The following is a 15,395-nucleotide window of genomic DNA, read 5'->3' on the forward strand; positions in this document are numbered from 1 at the left end:
TTCCGACCGTTGGTCTAATTGTCGTGCTGTGGATTGAGGGTTTTGTAGCGATGCAGAACCCAGTATGCGGTCGCGAAATACGAGATCGTGAACACGAATGCCCAAGTGTAGAACAGGTCGCGGTTCGAAGTGTAGGTTTGCAGGTCAGGGCTTCGGAACATCACGTTCAGGGCAAGCAACAAAATGAACGACAAACAAGCTCGTGAAATCCAGCGAAGCACCAACGTTTGGCGAGTCGGGTCGGCGACGGGTTCGCCTTCCTTCAATGCTTGCTCATGTTGAAATTCGCGAATGTCTTCGTTCAGGATTCGCTCTTTCTCTTCCTCTTCCGGATAAGACTCCGCGGCCCCGTAGAGTTTTGCCAAATACGTGTACAGCAGAATGGTGAACGCCCAGGTCGGCACGAACAGGTAGTAGAACGACATGACCTGCATCGCATTCAAACCAAAACCGAAGATCAGACCCGCGATCCATGATGCGATCGCTGGTGTGCTGTGCGGCAGGTTCCGGAACTTCGCCCAGTACCGAGTGAATCCAATCCGTGGGAACACGACATGTTCCGCGAAAACGATTGCTCCGATGGGAACGACCAACAATCCAGCGTAGGTAAGTAGCGGAAGGATTTGCCGAAAGACAAACGGGAAACAAGCGACGGCGACCGTCACGCAGCCGACGGTGAAAGTGACCATCTTGCGAGATCGATTGTGGAAGATCGCTTGTGCGGCCAGTCCGGCGCGATACAGGTTGGCGTTTGCCGTCGTCCAACCCGCGACGATGACGATCACGTAACCGGACATCCCAAGGGCTCGGTAGGCGACGTCGCCGGGATCAAGTTCCACAATCGTTGACTTCAATAGCACGGCGGCCCCGGCGCCCATGATGCCCGACGCGATCCAGGCGATGTAGTGACCAAACAGCATCCCGGCACTGGTGCACAATCCGTAGATCGACTTTTTCGCGTATCGCAACAACGCCATGTCGATCAAGCCAAAGTGAGTGATCGTGTTGGCTGCCCAAGCGAAACCGGCGACCTCCCACAAACCAATGCCCGGTTCTCCGTCCGCATTGGTTCCGGTCCAAATCGAATGGTCGCCGATGACCAAAAAGTCTTGAAAGCCCGATAGCGTTGTCTTCCCCAGCACCGATTCGGCCAAAGCGGGAAACAGCACCAACGCTCCGCTGACGAACATCACGACCAGCCATGGACCACACAGACCCGAGAATTCTGCGACGGCGTTGAAGCCATACATTGCGACGAGCACCACGATCATCCCGACCGCGACAACCACGCCCACGAACAGGGCGTCGGTTGGGTACCATTCCAGTTGCGGCGGTATGTCGAACAGCAATCGAACGGCGGTGCAAGACACGGTGATCATCGCTGCCGAGATCACGGTGAAGATCAGAACGTTCGCCCAGTTGTAGAGCCGGGTCATCGAGTCGCCAGCGATCTTTTCCAGGTACGTGTAGAGGCTCAAACGAGTCTGCACGGCGATCGGCGTGGTGATCAGCGTCCAGCTGAGAATCGCCAGGATGTTGCCGATCAGCAGACCGATCAGAATGTCGCTGGTCGACGCGCCCATGGCGACGAACGTCGCACCAATCACGAATTCGGTCGCCGCAACATGCTCGCCGGCGTACAGCCCCACGAAGTGCGGCCAGCTATGCAGCCGATGGCTTGGAACCGGCAACTGCTCTTGTTTCATTTGGGCAATTGCCTGTCGGCTGGATTCGGTCATCTGCAATTGCTTCGCGGTTAAAAGTGGTTCGATTCAGCCGATTCCAGCCTTCTCTCGAGAGGGGGTGAGCTGATCGGGTTTTGAAAAAAGGCAATCCGATTGCCAGCTTCCCAACAGTTAGCATGGGGGAAAGGGGAGAATCCCCGTCACTATTGCTAACATAGCTTTTTGATTTTGGTTAGTGGCCCGAGCCGGATTCGAATCTCGATTTCGCACCGGTGTGATCACAAACCCCCGTCGCCGCAAAGTTGCCGGTCTCTTCATGAGGGATGAGCGGGATTTGCGGGATGCGAACGCTGCTTTTTTTGAGCGTGACGGTTGGTCGATGTGGCACGCACGATGGCTGATGCTGTGATCTGTAGCACATTGGCACGCGTCAATTCGTAAACTGTGACGGTCTCGCACACTACGGCCATTCAGTGGAACCGGATCTTCGGTTTGTGATGCTCAGACAAACTGTGACGCGGTTTCTCTGCGAATCGACATTGAGATCCGGCACGGTCCGATGCGTTCCATATGAGAGAATTGGGCACCAGGATTGAGTCGGCCGACGCAGTGAATCGGCCGTCGATCGTGCCTCTAACGCGGGAGATGGATCGTGAGTCGTTTTTGGAAGTCGTCGTTGCTGGCCGTCGTCATCGGGTTTTGTTCAGCATCGTTTGCATCAGCGGGCGACTCTTGTGGTTGCGATCCACTGGGTTTGGTCGGATGCGACGAAGTGGTTTGTGACGACTTTGGTTGTGACTCAGGCGGTTGCGATTCTTGCTGTGACTCGGTTGGATGCCGCGGTTGCAAGGCGGCGGGTTGCTTGGCCAAACTGAAGCAGCATCTACGACCGAGCGATCATTGCTTCGATGATTTCATCAGCCCGATGATCGACTTTGTGCACTTCGAGGACCCGCGGAACTTGACCGAGTTGCGTCCGATCTTTGTGACGCATCAGTTCCCCGCGACGTTGGGACCGGCGAACATTTCGGCTGGTGGTTCCGTTCAACTCTTCGCGTTGCAATTTCGCGTCGCGTTGACCGAACGTCTCAGCTTGATCGCTGTGAAAGACGGCTACATTCTGGATAACAGCGAAGGTTCGCTGGACTCATTGGTGCTGGATTCCGGTTGGGCAGATGTTTCCGCCGGTCTCAAATACAACCTGATTCGCGACACCCAGTCCGGAACGTTGCTCTCGGGTGGTTTTACATATGAGATTCCATTGGGCAGCGAACAAGCCGCCCAGGCAGTTGGAGATGGCGAGTTCCACTTTTTCGCGACCGGTGGGCAACGACTGCTCGATGGAAACGCTCACGTGCTCAGCTCGTTCGGATGGCAATTGCCGGTTGACCAATCCGTTCAAAGCACGACGGTTCACTGGAACAACCACTTCGACGTGAAGCTGACCGACCGAGTCTACTTGTTCACTGAGAACTCTTGGTGGCACTGGGTGGATGAGGCCGAGAACGGTTTGGCTCTGGGCGTCTCCGGACAAGACTTGCTCAACCTGGGTTCGACCGATGTCGAAGGCAATGACTTGGTCACGCACAACGTCGGTATGAAGTTCAAACCGAGCGGAAACGTCGAAGCCGGTGTTGCCTACGAGTTTCCTTTGACGGCTTTCAAAGACGTTCTGGAAGACCGAGTCACGATCGACATGATCTTCCGCTATTGATGTGGTTGATCCGACAAGGTCGACGCCGTAGCCGCGGCGTCAGGGTTTGACGGTCCAAGATTCTTGGTGCCGGAAGCCTTCGAGAGTGCCTGTGCCGCTCACCCACATCAACGGGATTTGGAAATAAGCGGCACGGTAGTCACCGAACAGATCGGAGTCGAATTCGACTCCGGGATCCACGTGATAAGTGATGAACTCGGCTGACGACTCGCCAAAGTATTGCAACTTGGTTTTGGTGCGATCGTGAATGATCGCCGATGAGGTGTCGACGGGAATCCAACCCACATCCTGGGCGAAGAACTCTGCTATGACGTGGTACTGGTAGTACGGTTGGTCGTTGATGGTTTCACCGGGAGTCGCTGAGATTGCCCAACGGCCAGACAAAATTCGGGCCGGCACACCTTCACTTCGCATGACGGTGGCGAACAGTGTCGACAGTCCGCCGCAGTCGGTAGCATTCGACTGGCAAAGCAGCGACGCCGTCCGGTCTTCTGTTGCGACGTACGAGTATCGAAACGTGTGAGCCAGCTTTTGGAACACTCGTTGAGCGAAGCGTACTTCGCCTTCGGTTCTTTTTCGTTGGAAACGATTCTTCGCTTTCCATTCCTGGAACTCATCGGAACGGTAGTCGTATTCCGGGGTCGTCCGCAAGAAGTTTTGGCGGTCTTGGATTGAAAGCGGTTCGACAGCGTTCTCCGCCGATGTGTTTCGTCGATTGTAGGTCAGCGATCGAGCGAATAACTGAAGCTCATCATCGCAACGGAACCCGGCTGCGCTAAGCTGAGTGTCATCCTTCACCTCGATTCGGCATCGTCGGATCGTTCGTTGGAAAACGGACTTGTCAGCAATGTTTTCGCTGTCTGGTGTCGTGCTTCCGCGCACCAGTTTTTGGCACGGCAAATCCGGCGGCTGCGGCATCGCAAAGATCCAAGTGTCGGCGACCAGGGAAGGTGTCTCAACATCGAACGTGATCGTCGCCGTGACTCGTTTGGCAGGCGTTCGCACGATTGAGAAGCCCGAGTTGAGACCGCTAGGAATCTCAGGCAAGGCCGCAACTTCTTCGCTCTGCTGATTCGGCGTCTTGTCTTGGGCAATCGCACCAGCCCAGGGTGTGACGGCGAAGGCAAAGATAAGCGTCGTGACCGACAGATAGTTGGCGTATGACATCGGATGGTGTTTCGCTTTGGTGCTGTCGCCCGGGGCGAATTTGTAGAACCCGGGGCGAAAAGATGATTGCCAAGCATACCAGTCCATTCCTTCGACCGCATTTTGCAAACGTCGAATCAGTGTACAGAGAACTACTGAAGCGACCTTGGTAGGACGGTGACCTTGCGGATGTCGCCAACGAAATTGTCGCCGATCAGATCCAGCAACCCGTTTAGAAATTCTTCGGCTTCGGCGTTGCTATCGAAAGTGTCGACGTACTGCCACGTCATGTCAGGCACATGAGACTTGATCCGGAAGTCCAAGTTCGATGGGTTCAATGCCATCTGCAGCAATGCAAAGAACTCCGCCTCTTCTCGGGAGTCAAAGAAGCGTCGTTGCACGTTCATTCCGCCGACTGCTTCGCCAACGTTGTGCCAACCGTCTTCGCTTTTCAAGAAGACTTCGTATTGGACTTTCTGAGAGGTGTCTTCCGCGATCCAAACCTCGTAGTCGGTCATCGCGATCGCTTCGAGCCATTCGGCTTCCAGGATCCCTTTGTCGGTCTTTCGAATTGGAGGAGGGCCCGGGGGTGTGTGCTCGACATAGGATGGGTACTGAGCGCTCGCGGTGGACAGGAAACAAACGCTGAATACGGCGGTCAGGCAGAAATGACGCATGGGTCTGGTCCGTGCTGGTGTTGGGCGGTACGAATTGGTCAACACACAACACAGCGGACCGCCCCATCGTTTGTTACACGTTCTCGCGGGAGTTTTTGCCCGCCCGAAGTCCGCTGGTTTCAAGTGGCTGGCGACCGCCAGCGAACAGACCCTCGGGTTTCGCCGTTTCCGTGCCGGGCGCAATGGGAGTCCACGTACGCATCGCTGGCGAATCTGCTAGATTGTGCACCAATGAACAATCCAGGCGAACTGCGAAGGGAACTCGAGTGAAATTGCGAATTGGATTGATCGGATTGGGCGATCAATGGCAGTCCATGCACCGGCCGGCGCTGAGGATGCTGGGAGATCGATTCGATGTTCGTGCGATTTATTGCAACGTGTCAAAGTTGGCTGAATCGGCAGTCTCGGAGTTTCAGGCGGACCCGGTCGACGGCTACCAAGCGTTGGTGACGCGGGACGACATCGATGCCGTCTTGGTGCTCGAGAATTCTTGGCTTCGGTTTCATCCCGCCACCGCGGCGTGCCGGGCCGGCAAAGCGGTCTATTGGGCCAGCGACCTGGATTTTGATCCAATTCGCGATCGCGATTTTAAATCTTGCGTGCAGGATTCCGGGGTGGCGTTCATGGCCGGATTGCCCCGCCGGTTTGCTCCTGCAACGTTGCGATTGAAGGAGCTGATTGCAACGCACCTGGGGCCGCCGCGATTGATTTTCTGTCACAAACGATTGTGTTTGGAAGACGCTCCGTTGAAACGCCGCGATCAGATCACCCGGCGAGGCGTCGAAGGCAACTTGGGCGACGATTCGCGAGTCGATCCGGAAGAGATTCGTGCCCGGATGACTCGCACCGAACTGATGCAATTAATCGATTGGTGTTGCTACGTCGTGGGCGAACGTCCGGTCAGCGTGACGTCGGCGAATCATTCTCCTGAGGAGGCGGCCGACTACCAGGCTCTCAGCATGCTGTTCGAAGACGCGGGGTCCGCCCAATCGGGACGTGGGCAAGTTCCCGGCGGGTCACACACTTCGGCGTCGAACGGAAGCTCAATGGAAAGTCGTCGGCGAACGCCTGAGCGTCGAGGCGTGACCGCTCAAGTCAGCTGCGGCAGTTACATCCCCGCGCAGTGGCAAGAAGCAATCGGGTTTCGACCTCCCGCGGCGATGCAGGTGTGTTGCGAAAATGGAGTCGCGTTTGTTGACTTGCCGGGCACGTTGGTTTGGTTTGATGACGCCGGACGTCACCAGGAGTTCTTGGAAGGCGAATCACCGGTCGGCGAAAAGATGCTGGGGCAATTTCATCGTGCGGTGACGAGTTTGGTTCGCAACTTGAGCGGTTTGGAAGACGCGTTCAATGCCGCAGCGATTTTGAAAGCGGCACGAGTGAGTTTACGAGAAGGAAGACGGATGGATTTGAGGGAGATGCCATGACCGATTTGCCAACCACGAGCAAGAAGGATCAGCCCGCGTTTGGATGCGTGGTGTATGTCAGTCGCACTGAATCCGGCCGCGCGCAAGGTCGCGTCGCGAATCTGGACGGCGTCGAGACCGAAGGGGCAAGTGAACGCGATGTGCTGTCGACGATCGTTCGCGAAGTGCGAGCTCGGATCGCTGAACACATGGAACGCGAAGAAGAGGTCCCATGGTTGGACCCGCCGGCCGAGAAAGGTCCCGGCGAAGTGAAGCGGTTCTTGCCATTGCACCTGTAGGTCCGGTTCCCACCGGACGTCCGCCGCGATTGAGTTCGCGTTCGGTGGTTGCGAACCGTGAGCTAACGCTCGGCGGCTGATTTGTTCGGGCGGTGCGGAGCGATCCTTGCTCACGCTACGGGTTGGATTTGACGCGGGCATCCGAATTCTGGCGAATCCGGCTACGGCGGTGTCTGTGGCCCTGTGATCCTGATCTACTTTCCCACTCCCCTACCCTACAAACAATTGGGCGCGCGCGAAGATCAGCAGTCCGAGGTCGCCGTGGCAGAAGCCAAGGACGAGGTTCATCCAGTTGGTGTCATCGTGGAAGGCAGCGGCCTCGTTCAGCCGGGTCAACGATTCGCTGGGTGATTCTCCGCAAGATTGCACGTAGCGAAACAAGCGACCACGCCACCGTTTGGTGTAGCACGTTGCAAAGTACTTCTGGCGTGCGTTCTCAGCTCGTTCCGCAAGGTACTTCGGGAAAAACCACCGAAAGTAGAAGATCGGAAAAGCGATGAGACCACCGATCAAGATCAGCACACTGATCACGCTTCCGTTCGATGAAGTGAGCAGTTGATCGAAGACGACCAAGCTCATGGCCCAGGTGAACGACAACACGAAACCGTAGAGCAAAAATATCCCCGCGAAGGGGAGCCACTTGTAGGTCGAGTCCATCCAAGAAACGCGATTGCCGATGTCCTCTAGGGTGCTTTTGAGATCACGCAAACACGAGACGGCTTGTCGATTGTTCTTTTGCTCGTCCGGCGAGGGTGCGATGACGCCAGTGGTCTCCGCCAAATCCGACGTCGCCATCATCATCAGCAAAAACAGCGAGTGATCGTCGCTGTCTTGGTTGATCGGAAAAGAAGCTTGTACACCGTGTGAGTCGCGTGCGATCTCGTCCAAGCAACGTGCCATCTCCGCCGTCGCCACGGGACCATCGCCGGTGCAATACGTTCGCAGGAATGACTCCATCGTCGCGCGTGCGGGCAGGGCGGACTCGGACGGTTTGGTCGACGAAAGGTAGCTGTGCAAAAGCTCGACGAACTCCAAGTCGTTCTGCATCGAATCGTCCAAGTCAGCAGCCTGGGCAGACAACGTTTCGAGGTGCGACTGCGTCCACTCCGGGGGAGCGGTCCAAATCGCGGTTCTCAAGATTCGGAGATAGAACGCCAAACGGGCTCGCGGATCACCCTGACGCAGATGGCTTTCGCATTCTTGGATCAGTCGCTCGAAAACCTCAAACGGCTGATCGATCAGCAGTCGTTCCCAAAGTGGTTCGGTCAATCGGTAGAACATCGACGAACGAATCGCCTTCGCAATTCTTGGCAGCAGCGTCACGATTTGATCGTCAGGGACATCGCCGCGAAGCGTGCCGGCGACCAACGAGATCAGCCCGGGTTCCTGTGGATGTTCCTGCAGTCCATCAAGAAGCCACTGCAGAAACTGAGGTCGCTGCTTCGGGTTCTTCTCCGATGGTTTCACCAGCAGATCGCTGAGCACCGCCAGGATGTAATACTCCAGCGGCGTTCGAGAATGCTTCTGTGAAAGTCGGACGTATGACTCGCGAGGTTTCGCGATGGCTTCATCGACTGGAGAGACCGGAGCGGCGGGACGTATCGGTGCTGGGCGACCGCCGCTTGTATCGGGGATTTCGCTGGGGCTGGTGTCGGATTTGGGTTGTGGCTCGGATGCCGCGCCGGACTTCCACGCATCGGCGGCGTTTTGGCTTTCTGTTTGGCTTCGGCCGTATCGTTCAGCGTTCTCGAGTTGTTCGTAAGCCGCTCGGATTCGCTGGAACTCTTGCGGATGCGTTTCCGGTTTGAACTGACGAATCAGTTTGCCATAGGCACGCTTCAGATCACGACGGTCAAAGTCTTCCGCTAGATCGAAGAACGATCGCGGGTCGTGCGGAAGATGGTGCCACGCGGGGTCAGACATGAACGATGGTCGGCGAAAGTGTCAGAGGGTTGCGATGCGTTGATGTGGTCGCCGGCGAGAGATGCCTCAGAAAAAAACATCTCGGCTGGAGAAGCCGCGATGGCTCAGTCTCGTAGAAAGAGCTTGGCAATTTGGTAGGCGATCAAGGTGCCAAAGAACAGGACCCTGAAGCTGAGCAGTGACGTGCCGCTGCTCATGGGGCCCGATGCTTTGCGGTCCTGCAGTGTGGTCAACCAGTCACGTTCCAATTGGAACAGATTGGGATATGCCTTTTGAATCTTCAGTGAAGTTTCACGGGCTCGTTTGCGACTGTTCTTCGTCGTCAGGTTTTGGATGAACTTTTCGCGAACGTAGCCGGCATCGGATGGTGGCAACACAACCGATTTGCCGAGTGCGATCACCAATTCGCGGTCATACTTTTTGTCGGCCAGCATCGTCACAAACGAATTGCGTTCGTCGGCGGCGGTTTTCAAGCGGCGGATCGTGGGGGCGAGTTCGGGAACGTCGTCCGCGTTTAGGTTGGCCAGCCCCATGGTCAGTTCCTCATCCGACAGATGAAAGAACTGCTTTTGCAGGTGAGCAACTGACTCTCGAGCCTTCGCACGATTTTGGTGCTTGGACATCATGTCGTCGACCGAATCCGAATCGGTGCCAGATTGCCGCCGATCGTGATTGGACAGTTTCAGTGTCTGCCGACGCAGTTGCAACGCGGATCCCGATTGCCAAACCGGATTGATTTCCAGCATGGATCGCAAATAAGTTTTAGCGGGCGAATCAGTCACAATCGGCGGCTGGGTTGATGGTTGCGGAAATCAATTTGGTGCATGTCATTTGGATGTTTTTTAGTCGGAACGTGTTTGCAGTTCCTTGATTCAACCTACCGCACGACTTTGGTGCCGATTCACGCATCCTTAGGAACCGTTCGGAATCGAGTTCGGTTGTAGCAGAGCGGCGCGAGCCGCCCGGTGTGTCACCGGAGGGCTCGCGCCCTTCCGCTACCTTTTAGATCCCGAAGTTGTTTCCGAATGGTTCCTCAGTTTTCTTCATGATCGAAACCCAACGACGACAGCACCATCAGCAACGTGTCCTTGGCATTGGCAAAGTGTTCGCGATCGGCTCGCGCCATTGCGTCTTCGTAGTAGTCCAGAGCTTCGTCGAGCTGTTGACGTTGGGACGGGTGCAATTCGCCAAGCATGCGTTCTGCGAAACGTGCCAGCTTCTGATTGTCCAGGTCGTCGCGGGGATAGAACTTCAGTTCATCGATCCGGCGTTTGGCTTCTTCGATTTGGGCGGGCGATAGTTGGCGAACATGGCTAGTCAGGACCGTGCGGAAACGTTCGCCTCCCGGCGTGTAGGCTTCGACTTCCAAGACGCCGGACAAGTCATAGGTGAATCGGACGTAGATGGGGCTGCCGGACGGACCGGGCGGCAAACCTTTGACTTCCAATTGTCCGAGAGCCGTATTGTCGGCGACCTTGCGGGCATCACCTTGGAAGACTCTCAGCGTCACGTTGGTTTGGTTTGCCGAAACGGTGCTGAAGACTTCTTCGCGGGAAACTGGGATCGTGCAATTTCGATGCAAAACGGGTTTGAAGTAACCGTCCTGCATGTGCCCGCCGAACTCTTTGACGACTTCGACTCCCAGTGTGAACGGGCAGACGTCGGTCATCACCATGTCATCGACCGCGGCGTCTTGACCGATCAGAGCTGCTTGCACAGCAGCGCCCAACGCAACGACTTCATCGGGATCGTGATCAATGATCGGTGGTTTGCCGAAGTAGTCGATCACGAAGTCCCGCAGCACCGGCATTCGCGTTGAACCGCCGACCAAGATCACATCGTCGATGTCTTTGGGATCCAGTTCGGCATCTCGAAGAGCCCTGGCGATCGGTCCGGCGATCCGCTGCATCAACGGATCGCACATGCGTGAAAATTCAGCTCGGGTGAGCCGATATGTTTTCGGTTTCTCCGCGAAGTTGCCGTCTTGATCGGGAAGCCGGATCTTGCAGCTTTCTTCCTTGGACAGCAAACGTTTGGCTTTTTCGCATTCGCCTCGCAATCGAGATACACGCAGAGGTTGCTGCAACTCCGCCAGTTCGAGTTGTGTGTCTTCGCCAACCAAAACCGCGGACACCATTCGGTCGGTGAAGTCTTCGCCGCCCAGCATGCTCTCGCCGGCGGTGGCTCGGATTTCGAGCGTGCCTTCGAAGACTTCCATGACCGTCACGTCGAACGTGCCTCCGCCGAGGTCGATGACGCACAGATTCTTTTCTTCTTCGCGAGCGTGAAAGCCATACACGAGCGCCGCGGCGGTGGGTTCGTTGATCATCCGGCGAACGTTCAGGCCCGCCATCTCGCCGGCCAAGCGTGTTGCCGTGCGCTGGTGATCATTGAAGTACGCGGGGACGGTGATCACGGCGTCGGTGATCTCGGTGTTCAAGTGCGCGGCGGCGTCGTCACGAAGTGACTGCAAGACCAAGCTGCTCAACTCGTGAGGCGTGAACTCCTTGTCGCCCAGTTTGAGTTTGCGTTCTTGGCCCATGTAGCGTTTGAATACCCACGCACATCGTTCGGGCGCGGTGACGCGAAGTTCTCTCGCAGCGGAACCGACAACGATTTGACCGTCTTGCAACACGCCAACAATGGACGGGGTGAGCTTGTCACCGTGGGCATTTGGAATCAGTTCGGGCTTGCCGTCGCGAAAAACGCTGACCAGCGAATGCGTGGTGCCCAGATCGATTCCGATGCACACCGGTTCTTCGGTTGGGAAAGACGAATCGGATCCAAATTCAGGCATGAATCGAGGACGGTTTTCGAGAGAGGGTGATCGCGGCGGGCAGATGCGGTTTCGGGCGGTGATAGTCTAGTGATTCTGCGGGCCGCCGTGCATCCGTTGCAACCGCTGGATTTAGCGAGTGAGGGCGGACTGCGGAAGAGCAACCCGTCGGGATCGAGCGAGTTGCGGAAAGGAACGATGAATTTCACTGGCAAGATGAGACGCCGATGAATTGGGACGCAAAAATCGCTTTGCGTCCAGTGTCCCAAATCGGGTACTTTGGTAGGGCTGATTCGCACCGAATGCGAAGAGCGATTTCTTGTCTCGTTCATAGAATTGTAGATGGCAGTACGCATTGATCCGATCGAAGAATCGAGTCGCGGGCCGATCCACGTTGTGGTTGCCGGCTATCGTGCTCGACCAAACGCCGATTTGATCCGTGCTGCCGAATTGAGGGGATCCACCTACAGTGTGCTGTGGGCCGCCGGGTCGTGGTCGGAAGCTGGTGCGTCAATGGGCGTGATCGCTCGCGGTGCTCGGGCAGCTGTGCCAGCCATCCACGGCGGTCGAGCCCTGTTGGGCGTCGGAGCGTTGGCCGGCGGCATCGGAACCGCTGCGGTGATCGGAGCGGCGAGCTTTCGCCATCGGTATTACTGCGCACGCCGAGACGGCATTCGCTTGGCCGACAAAATTTTGGAACTTCCCGGTGTAGGAAAACGCCCTTTGCATTTGGTTGGGCACTCGCTGGGAACCGTCGTGATTCGATCGGCACTGGAGAAATTGGCCGAACGAGAATGCCGGGTCGATGACCTGCTGTTGATGGGCGGGATGACATCGCGGCTGAATTGGAATTTGCAAGCCGACGCGTTCCGCGGACGATTGATCAATTTGTATTCGCCAAGGGACCGGATTCTGAACATGGCTCCCGTGATCGATCGCGTGGTCGGAACCGGGGCGATCGTTTGCGAAAAGCTGAGCGATCGATTGATGAATCACGATCTGTGTCTTGAGTTGCCCAACCAGTTCAATCTTTGGGGACACCACAGCGGTTACTGGAATCGATTCGGGCAATACGCAGTCGTTTGAGATCGCACGCCCGGATCACATCGGTGGATCGCCGAGTGAAGCCACATCGACCGGGAAGTCTTCGCCGTTGAATGTGACCACGTCCCCGTCGTGCAACTGTTTGCGACGACGTGTGTCGACCTCGCCGTTTACGATCACTTCGCCGGCCTGGATCAGGACTTTGGCTTCGCCGCCCGTTCCAACCAACCCCTCTCGTTTGAGAAAGTCATCCAGTCGAACCATTGGGACCGGTGTGTTGGGCTGCGTTGATGAATCGCTCATTGAATCTGGAATCGTGCGAGGACGGGATTGTGGTCACTGATGTCACGCTGGTCATCAGGGATGTCCCAGTAGCTGTTCCAGTGTTCGTCTTGGGTGTCTTGTTTGCCGCCGAAGTTCAAATCGTTTCGAACCGTGACATCGCGAAGCGATAGGTCGGCGACGCCAGGTGTGTCGATGACCAAGTCGCGCGAAACGAGAATGCGGTCGAATTGCCGACCGGGCAGCAAATGTGTCGTTCGGTCTGCGGCGGGAATTTGATCGTGTAAGTCAACCAAATCGTCGGAGGGATCGTCAGTGCCTCGCGAAATCAAAACGGCGAGGTCCGAGTCCGGGGAGATCTGACCGGCCAACTCTTCCGTGTTGAAGTCTCCGGTGACAATGACGTGAACCGGTTGATCCGGGTTCGGTTGCGATGCCTTGACCCCGGCGACCAGTCTTTCGAGCCATAGGCTGAGCGTGCGTGCTTGCCGGGCTCGCAGTTCGCCTTTTTCGGCCATCGCGCGAAGGTGACAATTCGCGATCACCAGCAATTCGACGTTGCCGTTGACTGGTATTTCGACGACGGCGAACAGATGTTTGGACACTGACGCGTACCCACGTGACTTCATCGATGGCGTGACGATTCCACGAGAGATCGATTGCACGCCGGTTGTCGTGGTCGCCAAGAACGCGACGTCTTGCTCGGTGTAAAAGTCTTCGCCTTTGATCACGTAGTCGTCGTACTTCAGGCCGTGATTGCGATCGATCGCTCGAGTCAGAAAATACATGACGTTCTGACTCTCGATTTCCTGCAATGCCACCACCGTTGGCTGCACGTTCGCGATCGCCGCGGCAACTCGGTCGCGTCGCCAATCCCATTGTTCGCGGCTGGGAGCAGTCTTTTCACGCCCGAGTTCACTCGGGTTGTCCGCCGGTTGATCGTCGAAGAACCATTCCAAGTTCCAAGTCATCACGCTGAACTCGGTTGGCTCCTGTGCGTCGGCGTGAGATCCCGTGGCACCAACAATCAGCCCGGCCGTGGCGAGCAAGTGGATCAATCGCATGATGTCATTCGTCGATGATGAGTGGTGCGTTCGGCTTTGGTTTGCGCAGAAAAGTTTCACGAGCGATTCCGACGATCAAGCTTTTTCTGCCGCGATGGCTGCGACGGCGAGCAAGTCGGCTCGTTCAAAGCAGAATTGCTCCAACGCTTCCAGCCCGGATGTGTCGCCGGCCTGCTTGGCTCGACGGGCCATCGCCAATAACTCGGGCAAGACTCGTTGAACCGGAACGTCGTCCGGGAACAACTCGATCGCGGCGCGGAGGGCTTCGGCGGGACGGCCTACTCGATCGAGCAAGTCAATGTAGGTCTCGATGGCTCCCGCACCGGCAACGTTGACGTCGACTGTGCGAGCCTTCTGCTCAAACATTCGCAGGGACGTGTCGACGCTTTGTCCCAACAACGCTGAAAAGAACGCCGAGTGAGCGGGATAGAAGTCGACGAAGGGTTCTTCGCCGGGGTACTGGAAGTCGGAGGGCAACCGGCGACCGTACTGGCAAAGCTGCAACGCTTGATCGATCATTTCGCGATCATCAATCACGGTCGCGAAACGGACGGTTGACGACAAGTGAGTTGTGTCGAGGTGATAGCCACCGCCACCGAGAATCCATTTGTGCTTGGCAATCAATTCACCGAGATTCAGATTCGCGGCATCCTCTTCGATGGTTTCGGCCGAGACGCCGTTTTCGGAGCCGCGGTTTCGAAAGTCGTCGCGAACGAGTGACAGAAGTTCGTTGTAGAACGATGTCAGCAAGCACTCCGCTGCAATTTGGCGATCGCCTCGCGAACGTGTCGCGATGGCTTGGTCGTAGAGCGTGATGCTGTTGCACGTGCCCTGGTGTTTCAGCACAGCGTTGTAACCACGACGAAGGTCGATGCTTTCGTGCAGCAGCACCTGAGTCATCTCGTCGTAGTTGTCGTCATCGATCTCGACGTCCTCGAGTAACCGCTTGGCCAATTCGGTGTCGCCGGTCGGACGCAGATACATCCATCCTTCCGCGATGCGGCCGTCCTGGATCAGCATCGCACCGGCTTGGCGACACGCGTCGAGCAGGTCTTCTTCGAGAGCCCGTTCGCGTTGTTTTTCCGCGTCCGTCTTGGCGGGTGCCAGCGGTTCGTCAGGATCCGCGATCATCGGCAGACCATGAGCCAGCCGGCTTTTCATCTTGAGTGCTTCGAACAGTTCGACCGGCTGACGTTCACGCCGGTAGTGGGCGATGACTTCGTCGATGCGTTTGGCAGGATCGGTGCTGAGACGCGTGAGCAGTTGAGGATCGAGCGACACGGAAAATGGGCTTTGAGGCGGGGATTATCGGGGATTGAGCGTCCCCGAACGTGACGCAGCAGGGCTCAAATGTCAACGGTGAGGAGATCTGACGAGCC

13 protein-coding genes are annotated in these 15,395 nt (G+C 56.6%); 4 read left to right on the forward strand and 9 right to left on the reverse strand.

From position 1 onward, the window contains the following. Positions 1 to 14 precede the first annotated feature (14 nt). A complete protein-coding gene (locus tag CEE69_RS05110) occupies positions 15 to 1,739 on the reverse strand; it encodes a purine-cytosine permease family protein (RefSeq protein WP_099259612.1) in 1,725 nt (574 codons plus the stop codon). Positions 1,740 to 2,337: 598 nt separating this feature from the next. Here CEE69_RS05110 and CEE69_RS05120 point away from each other — a divergent pair. Further along, positions 2,338 to 3,399 (forward strand): hypothetical protein, encoded by a 1,062-nt coding sequence (locus CEE69_RS05120; protein ID WP_233214774.1) that lies wholly within the window; start codon positions 2,338 to 2,340, stop codon positions 3,397 to 3,399. Positions 3,400 to 3,438: 39 nt separating this feature from the next. Here the strand turns inward: CEE69_RS05120 and CEE69_RS05125 are convergent, their stop codons facing one another. Both CEE69_RS05125 and CEE69_RS05130 read right to left on the reverse strand, forming a co-directional pair. Beyond that, positions 3,439 to 4,566 (reverse strand): transglutaminase-like domain-containing protein, encoded by a 1,128-nt coding sequence (locus CEE69_RS05125; RefSeq protein WP_099259731.1) that lies wholly within the window; start codon positions 4,564 to 4,566, stop codon positions 3,439 to 3,441. A 131-nt stretch (positions 4,567 to 4,697) separates the two neighbouring features. After that, positions 4,698 to 5,222 carry a hypothetical protein gene (locus CEE69_RS05130; protein WP_099259614.1) on the reverse strand — a complete coding sequence of 175 codons (525 nt, stop codon included), beginning with the start codon at positions 5,220 to 5,222 and terminating at the stop codon, positions 4,698 to 4,700. 266 nt (positions 5,223 to 5,488) lie between these two features. Here CEE69_RS05130 and CEE69_RS05140 point away from each other — a divergent pair, with 266 nt between their 5' ends. Both CEE69_RS05140 and CEE69_RS05145 read left to right on the forward strand, forming a co-directional pair. After that, positions 5,489 to 6,649 carry a Gfo/Idh/MocA family protein gene (locus CEE69_RS05140; RefSeq protein ID WP_233214782.1) on the forward strand — a complete coding sequence of 387 codons (1,161 nt, stop codon included), beginning with the start codon at positions 5,489 to 5,491 and terminating at the stop codon, positions 6,647 to 6,649. After that, the gene (locus tag CEE69_RS05145; protein WP_099259617.1) at positions 6,646 to 6,927 is read left to right on the forward strand and encodes a hypothetical protein; all 282 of its coding nucleotides are present in this window, start codon (positions 6,646 to 6,648) and stop codon (positions 6,925 to 6,927) included. The genes CEE69_RS05140 and CEE69_RS05145 overlap by 4 nt, the downstream gene beginning before the upstream one ends. A 210-nt stretch (positions 6,928 to 7,137) precedes the next feature. Here CEE69_RS05145 and CEE69_RS05150 read toward each other — a convergent pair whose 3' ends face one another. From CEE69_RS05150 to CEE69_RS05160, 3 genes are all read right to left on the reverse strand, one after another. Then, the gene (locus CEE69_RS05150) at positions 7,138 to 8,850 is read right to left on the reverse strand and encodes a J domain-containing protein (protein ID WP_099259618.1); all 1,713 of its coding nucleotides are present in this window, start codon (positions 8,848 to 8,850) and stop codon (positions 7,138 to 7,140) included. Between the two features lie 104 nt (positions 8,851 to 8,954). Continuing rightward, positions 8,955 to 9,632, reverse strand: coding sequence for a hypothetical protein (locus CEE69_RS05155; RefSeq protein ID WP_233214783.1), 678 nt, complete (start codon positions 9,630 to 9,632; stop codon positions 8,955 to 8,957). 251 nt (positions 9,633 to 9,883) lie between these two features. Continuing rightward, complete coding sequence (locus CEE69_RS05160) at positions 9,884 to 11,647, reverse strand: Hsp70 family protein (RefSeq protein ID WP_099259620.1); 1,764 nt, start codon at positions 11,645 to 11,647, stop codon at positions 9,884 to 9,886. A 321-nt stretch (positions 11,648 to 11,968) separates the two neighbouring features. Here CEE69_RS05160 and CEE69_RS05165 point away from each other — a divergent pair, with 321 nt between their 5' ends. Continuing rightward, positions 11,969 to 12,712, forward strand: coding sequence for a DUF726 domain-containing protein (locus CEE69_RS05165; RefSeq protein ID WP_099259621.1), 744 nt, complete (start codon positions 11,969 to 11,971; stop codon positions 12,710 to 12,712). A 15-nt stretch (positions 12,713 to 12,727) separates the two neighbouring features. Here the strand turns inward: CEE69_RS05165 and CEE69_RS05170 are convergent, their stop codons facing one another. The 3 genes from CEE69_RS05170 to CEE69_RS05180 form a co-directional block, all read right to left on the reverse strand. After that, entirely contained in the window at positions 12,728 to 12,973 is a 246-nt protein-coding gene (locus tag CEE69_RS05170) for an RNA-binding S4 domain-containing protein (protein WP_099259622.1), read from the reverse strand. Next, positions 12,970 to 14,016: an endonuclease/exonuclease/phosphatase family protein gene (locus tag CEE69_RS05175; RefSeq protein ID WP_099259732.1), complete on the reverse strand. Its 1,047-nt coding sequence runs from the start codon at positions 14,014 to 14,016 to the stop codon at positions 12,970 to 12,972. The genes CEE69_RS05170 and CEE69_RS05175 overlap by 4 nt, the downstream gene beginning before the upstream one ends. A 75-nt stretch (positions 14,017 to 14,091) precedes the next feature. Beyond that, positions 14,092 to 15,297: a hypothetical protein gene (locus CEE69_RS05180; RefSeq protein WP_099259623.1), complete on the reverse strand. Its 1,206-nt coding sequence runs from the start codon at positions 15,295 to 15,297 to the stop codon at positions 14,092 to 14,094. Between the last annotated feature and the right edge of the window lie 98 nt (positions 15,298 to 15,395).

Origin of the sequence: Rhodopirellula bahusiensis, from assembly GCF_002727185.1 — a bacterium.
In the GTDB taxonomy this organism is placed as follows: domain Bacteria; phylum Planctomycetota; class Planctomycetia; order Pirellulales; family Pirellulaceae; genus Rhodopirellula; species Rhodopirellula bahusiensis.